Below are 6078 nucleotides of genomic sequence, written 5' to 3'. Positions count from 1 at the left end.
CCCGTTTTGTTCGCTCGACTTGCATGTGTTAAGCACGCCGCCAGCGTTCATCCTGAGCCAGGATCAAACTCTTAAAAAGAAATCCTTAGGACATTGTCCTTTTAGCTCATTGTGACATCTTTCGATGTCTCACTGACTTTAAATAATTTGATGGCTGAGCCATCTTTAAAAAATAAGCCTGCTGTTTAGTTTTCAAGGTTCAATTTGCGATGTGACTTAATTATTTTATCATCGAACTCAACTTCCGTCAAGCCCTTTTTTTTACTGCTTTTTCACCGTCTGTGCTCTCGCATTCTCTGACAGCAAAAATTATTTTATCAGCTTATGAACCACAAGTCAACAGTTTTTATGAATTTTTCCGTGATTAGAAACAAAGCCCGGATTGGAACGGCTCTAACACCCTCTAAATCCAGGCTTCATTTGGCATCTGCACCTACTTTATCGACTGCGCCTTTTTGGCTTTCCACTCCTGCCTTTAGCTCCGGGAGTCGCCTTGCTTTTCCTTCTTGTCTTGTCGCTTCGCTCGCCCTGTCTCAAGACTTCCCCTTCTCCCTTTGGCGATCTTATCAGACATTCCCTTCCATATCCAATAAGATCATGCCTTCCCGCTGTCTTTAGCGCCTTAAGCACGAGACTATAGTTCTTGGGATTTCTATACTGCAGAAGCGCTCTTTGCATAGCCTTTTCCTCGCTGCTTTTAGCCACATAAACCTTATCCATGGTCATCGGATCTATCCCCGTATGATACATGGCAGTCGACAGCGTTCCCGGCGTAGGGTAAAAATCCTGAACCTGTTCAGGGTAGAGTCCTGACTCATGAAGGTATGCAGCAAGCTCAACGGCATCACTCAGAGTTGCTCCCGGATGCGATGACATAAGATATGGCACCATGTACTGGTTCATGCCCAGCTCCTTGTTGACCTTTTCATATTCATGGACGAACTTTTTGAATATCTCGCCGCCTGGCTTTCTCATACGCTTTAATACATTCTGGCTTATATGTTCTGGAGCAACCTTGAGCTGGCCGCTCACATGATGGCTGCATATTTCCTTTAATATGCCTTTCCTGTTATTGTCAGCCATAAGGTAATCATACCTTATGCCGGATCTTATAAACACCTTCTTCACACCTTTGACTGCACGCAACTTTCTTAGCAGGGTCAGATAATCGCTGTGATCCACAGTAATATTCTTGCAAGGCTTCGGATAAAGGCACTGCACATTTTTGCATGTGCCTTCTCGCAGCTGCTTTTGGCATGAAGGCTCCCGGAAGTTGGCCGTTGCACCACCAACGTCATGTATATATCCCTTAAAATCCTTGTCTGCAACCATAAGCTCTGCTTCTTCCAGTATGGATTCATGGCTCCTTGACTGTACTATGCGGCCCTGGTGGAACCCTATTGCGCAAAAGGAGCACGAACCAAAACAGCCCCTTTCAGAGAGTATGCTGAACTTGACTTCCGCAATTGCCGGCACGCCGCCCATTTTTTCATAAGACGGATGGTATTTTCTTGCAAAAGGCAGCCTGTACACTTCATCGAGCTCTTCCCTGCTTAGGGGCATCGCCGGCGTATTTTGCACAACGTAAGTTGAGCCGTGCTTTTGAACAAGCACTTTTCCCCTTATGGGATCCTGGTTATCATACTGCAGCTTGAAGGCCTGGGCATACTTTTCACGGCTTTCACTCACCTGCTCGTAGGATGGCACCTCTATGCACTCCCCTGAAAGATAGCCTATGTCACTTATTTTGCATACGGTTCCCGCCATATAGTTTATATACTTTGCTTCTATACCCGAGGCCAGGGCTTCAGCCACCTCTACAATCTGCTTTTCAGCCATGCCGTATACTATAATGTCCGCGCCACTGTCTAAAAGCACAGAGCTCCTCACCTTGTCGTCCCAGTAGTCGTAATGGGCAAATCTTCTGAGGCTTGCCTCTATGCCTCCCGCTACTATGGCAACATCCTTATATACTTTCCTTATCATGTTGCAATACGTTATAAGAGCGCGATCAGGCCTTAAGCCGGCCTTTCCGCCTGGAGAGTAGCTGTCCTGGCTTCTTCTTTTCTTGGCCGCCGTGTAATGGCTTACCATAGAGTCTATGTTGCCTGTTCCTACAAGAAACGCGTATTTTGGCCTTCCCAGAACCTTGAACGCCTCTTCGTTTCTCCAGTCCGGCTGAGCAAGAATACCCACCCTGTAGCCTCTGCTTTCAAGCACCCTTCCAATAATTGCAATTCCAAACGAGGGATGGTCTACGTATGCGTCTCCGCTGACTATTACAAAATCCAGTTCGTCCCACCCTCTGGCTCTTGCGTCTTCCATTGATATTGGTAAAAACTCATTCATATATTTCACACCTTTTGATTTTATAGGCAAAATTGCACAACAATCTATTTTAATATTTTTTAAAAAAGATTAGTATTATATTATAATCTATTTTACATCATAACAGCTAGCACATGACAAAAATAATCCACAAGCAGCTCAACCCCAATAAGCATATTTGCGTTTGGAGCTGAAACAATCTATTTATTACAAGGATGGATGTCAAATGGAGAAACTTGCACTATCACTGACTATAATATCAATCTCTATATTCTTCAAAATGCCGGTATACATTGCTCTGGCGCTTTCGCTTGCGTACATATATATTTCGGCGCTGTTTGGCGGATCCCGCCCAAGGGACCTAAACCGCGCATTACTATATGGTGCGCGCTCCGCAAAGAATGTACTTGTAATTCTTTCGCTCATAGGCATCTTGACGTCAATCTGGATAAAGTCAGGTACTATACCTTACCTTATGCACTTCGGCCTTAACGTACTTAAAAATTACAACTTCATACTGGCTTCTTTTTTGATAATGACTATTATTTCAATGAGTCTCGGAAGCTCCATGGGCAGCCTCTCGACAATGGGGGTGGTACTTATGGCGATTGGACGAAGCCTTGACATTGATACTGCAATTCTTGCAGGAGCCATAATATCAGGAGCCTATATAGGTGACCGCTCCTCTCCCATATCGAGCGCCTTCAACCTGGTGACCGAAATGACTGATACCGATCCTATGCTCAATATAAAGAGCATGAACTCAAGTCTGATTCCGGCATTCCTAATATCATGCGCTGCTTTTTATGCGCTAGGCCTAGGCCAGACTCCGAAGGATTTCGATAAAATCAAAGTTGCTCTTGATTTTTTAAGCTCCAATTTCAACCTGGGTGTATTTTGCATCATACCCATAGTGCTTCTGTTTGTGCTTATATTCCTCCGGCTAAAGACCAGCACGGCGCTTGCATGCTCAATAGCTTCAGCCTTTGTCGTGGCAATTACATTTCAACATGCGACTCTGTTTGAGCTTGCCAAGGCCAGCCTACTTGGCTTTTCAGCTTCAGGCGAATCAATGGAGCTTTCAGGAGGCGGTTTCATTTCAATGCTGAAGGTTCTTGCAACTATAATACTGGCCACGGCTTATGTAGGACTCTTAAACAAGCTTGAGCTTTTTGAAAGCGCAATGGACATGTTTTCAAAAACTATAAAAACAAAATATAGCCTTGTTGTCCAAAGCGGTATAATAAGCTTTCTTATAAACGTCATTACCTGCAATCAGACAATCGGCATAATAGTTCCCAGCCAGTTTCTTAAAAATCATTACAAAAAGCTGCAGGTCAGGCTCGAATGCCTTGTACATGCCATATCCGACCTTGGAACTTTTACTGTGGCGCTGATACCCTGGAACATAAACTCCATACTGGCCTGTTCACTTCTTGGCATCAGCTTCGGGCAACTTGCCCCATATGCTCTGATGTGCTATATACTTCCTGTTGTTTTTTTAATAAGATACAAGTTGGCCCCGCCGAAATAGTATGTTGTTTCGATATGGCTTAAAGGGTTACAAATATAATATAACTTACTTGGAGGTGCTTCACATGAAACTGACATATATGGGCCACTCCGCCTTCTACATTGAGGCAGGAGGCTGCAAGCTTCTTATAGATCCGTTCCTCAAAAACAATCCGCAATGTTCAATTGGGCCTGAGAATCTCCCGCACATAGACTACATACTTGTGACGCACGGCCACTCAGACCATCTGGGTGACACCATCGACATAGCCCGGATGTTCAGCTCCACAGTAATTTGCAATTATGAAATATCCCTCTATCTGGATAGGTACAACATCGAATGTCATTCCATGCATATAGGTGGGAGCTTTGAATTTGCATTCGGAAAAGTCAAGATGACGCCTGCACTTCATGGTTCATCCATACTCGATGGGAACCATGTTATTCCCGGTGGGAATCCTGGCGGATTCATCATTTCGTCAGAGGGCAAGAATATATACCATGCAGGCGATACAGGTCTTTCAATGGAGATGCAGCTTCTGAGGGATGCCGGCATAGACTATGCTCTGCTTCCAATCGGCGGCAACTTCACAATGGACATACCTGATGCTTCAAAGGCAGTAGAGTTCATACGACCAAAGGTTGTAATCCCTATGCACTACGATACATTCCCACTTATAAAATCCGAGCCCGAGCGCTTCGCGGAAGCGGTCAGCGGAATTTGCAGCGTTGAAATACTAAAGCCCATGCAGTGCATCGAAATATAGTCATGCAAAAACAGAAAAAATCCGGATGACTCAAATCATCCGGATCTCCATTTACTCATTATTTCAACAAACTCTCAATCTTTTGCTTGTCAAAACCTACAACAGTCTCGCCATCTATTATTATCACTGGCACCGACATGTAGCCCATCTTCATAAGCTCTTTCTTTGCCTCTACATCCCTTGTGACGTTCCTCTCATCAAATGCTATGCCATTCTCATTGAAATACTCCTTTGCCATATGGCAGTAGCCGCATGTGTCACTAGTGTATATCTTTACATTTTTCATAATTTGAACCCCTCCCCGAATTTGTTTTGTTTTTTTTTCTATTCCTAGTACTACCCAATTTCTATGTCTCTTAACTTTAATTTTTTATCCATATACCTTTCAAGCAGATTTTTCAACACAGCAAATGTCGGCACCGCCAGGAACATTCCAAGCACACCCAGCGTTCCTCCACCTATTATTATAGCGAGTATTATCCAAAACGGACTCATGCCCACCTTGTCCCCCAAAATTTTCGGTCCTAGTATCCAGCCGTCAAACTGCTGTAGCAGAAGAATGAAAACAAAAAGCCAGAGTGCCTTGATTGGATCATTAAAGAGAACTATTATTACAGACGGTATTATTCCAATGAACGGCCCAAAATACGGTATCATATTAGTTATTCCCACTATGAGTGCAATCAAAAATGCGTATGGCATCTTGAGCAACAATGTTCCAGCAAGACATATGAGTCCTATTATAAGCGAATCTATAAACTTTCCCACGATAAACTTTGAAAACACGCTGTCTATTTCTCTTGTGAGTTCAAAAAACGAATCTCCATGCTCCTTACCTGCAAGCGAATACACAAATCTTTTTGAATTTCGAGCAAATCCTTCTTTGTCTGCAAGTATGTATACAGATATCAATATGCCTATCAATATACTAAAGAATGTCGATGTAAATCCAATTGCAAACTTCACAATCTTATTTAGTATTATGTTAAGAAAATCTCCCGCCTGTGCCACTATTGCATTTAGATTTTTCTGGATGTAATCATTTATCTCGTATTTTTGAGCCCAGCTTGAAGATATTATATTAGTCTGTATCCAGCTTTGAGTTGTCTGAAGATACTGCGGAATCTGCTGAACTATTTCGGATATGCTGCTTATGACCCTTGGCGACACGGTTGTGAAAAACAACACGATAAGCCCCACTACCACAGAATAGACTATAGCCACGGACGCTATCCTGTCAATCTTGAATCTCCTCTCAAGCAGCATCATCGCAGGATTCAGTAAATACGCCACAGCAAATGCCCATAAAAAAGGCGCCAGCAGTGCAAATAAATATTTTGTGCCTGCGACTATGACCCCCAGGCTGTCTACCATTTTGTACATAAAAAATGCAATAAACAATATTGTTGTCCAGTAAATAATCTTTTTATCGATAACCATCAGTGTTCCTCCTGCTTAATCTGCATTTACT

General features: G+C 43.2%; 5 protein-coding genes and 1 rRNA gene. 2 read left to right on the top strand and 4 right to left on the bottom strand.

Features of this window, described 5'->3' with window-relative positions:
* Together GT589_RS01530 and GT589_RS01525 are read right to left on the bottom strand one after the other, a co-directional pair.
* A 16S ribosomal RNA gene (locus GT589_RS01530) occupies positions 1-79 on the bottom strand; the annotation flags it as partial.
* Positions 80-438: 359 nt separating this feature from the next.
* Complete coding sequence (locus tag GT589_RS01525; RefSeq protein ID WP_293394922.1) at positions 439-2349, bottom strand: YgiQ family radical SAM protein; 1911 nt, start codon at positions 2347-2349, stop codon at positions 439-441.
* A 205-nt stretch (positions 2350-2554) separates the two neighbouring features.
* Between GT589_RS01525 and GT589_RS01520 the strand changes: the two genes are divergently transcribed.
* Both GT589_RS01520 and GT589_RS01515 read left to right on the top strand, forming a co-directional pair.
* Positions 2555-3862, top strand: a complete 1308-nt coding sequence (locus tag GT589_RS01520; protein ID WP_293394919.1) for a Na+/H+ antiporter NhaC family protein — start codon at positions 2555-2557, stop codon at positions 3860-3862.
* A 64-nt stretch (positions 3863-3926) separates the two neighbouring features.
* Positions 3927-4607: a metal-dependent hydrolase gene (locus GT589_RS01515; RefSeq protein ID WP_293394917.1), complete on the top strand. Its 681-nt coding sequence runs from the start codon at positions 3927-3929 to the stop codon at positions 4605-4607.
* 58 nt (positions 4608-4665) lie between these two features.
* On the opposite strand, the gene GT589_RS01510 is transcribed toward GT589_RS01515, so the two are convergent.
* Together GT589_RS01510 and GT589_RS01505 are read right to left on the bottom strand one after the other, a co-directional pair.
* Positions 4666-4893, bottom strand: coding sequence for a glutaredoxin family protein (locus GT589_RS01510; RefSeq protein ID WP_442952074.1), 228 nt, complete (start codon positions 4891-4893; stop codon positions 4666-4668).
* Between the two features lie 50 nt (positions 4894-4943).
* A complete protein-coding gene (locus GT589_RS01505) occupies positions 4944-6047 on the bottom strand; it encodes an AI-2E family transporter (protein WP_293394914.1) in 1104 nt (367 codons plus the stop codon).
* Positions 6048-6078: the final 31 nt, after the last annotated feature.

The sequence above is a fragment of the Peptoclostridium sp. genome (assembly GCF_009881055.1).
Taxonomy (GTDB): Bacteria; Bacillota; Clostridia; order Peptostreptococcales; family Peptostreptococcaceae; genus Peptoclostridium_A.
The sequence above is the reverse complement of the archived record's forward strand: the minus strand, read 5'-3'. Positions and strand labels throughout refer to the sequence as shown.